Annotated in this window: 1 protein-coding gene; it reads right to left on the bottom strand. The window is 62.1% G+C overall.

From position 1 onward, the window contains the following. Positions 1–348 (bottom strand): aminotransferase class I/II-fold pyridoxal phosphate-dependent enzyme (locus EOD29_RS30845; protein WP_127248787.1); only part of this gene is annotated, 348 nt, incomplete at both ends.

The raw sequence follows: 348 nt of genomic DNA, 5'->3' as shown, positions 1-348 counted from the left end.
CGGCGCGATGTCGCCGTCCATCGAATAGACGCTTTCGAAGACGATCAGCTTGGCGCGCTCGCGTCCTGCCGCCTGCAACAGGCTTTCCAGATGCGCAACGTCGTTGTGGCGAAAAATCTTCTTTTCGGCCCCGGAGCGGCGCACGCCCTCGATCATCGAGGCGTGGTTCAACTCGTCCGAGATGATCAGGCAGTTGGGCAAGAGCCTGGCGATGGTCGAAATCGAGGCTTCGTTGGAAACGAAACCGGAGGTGAAGACCAGCGCCGCCTCCTTGTCGTGCAGGTCGGCGAGCTCATGCTCCAGCTCGACCAGCGGGTTGGACGTGCCGGAAATGTTGCGGGTGCCGCC

Source organism: Mesorhizobium sp. M1A.T.Ca.IN.004.03.1.1 (assembly GCF_003997555.1).
Taxonomy (GTDB): Bacteria; Pseudomonadota; Alphaproteobacteria; order Rhizobiales; family Rhizobiaceae; genus Mesorhizobium.
Note: the sequence above shows the minus strand (reverse complement) of the source record. Positions and strands in the feature narration are given on the sequence as shown.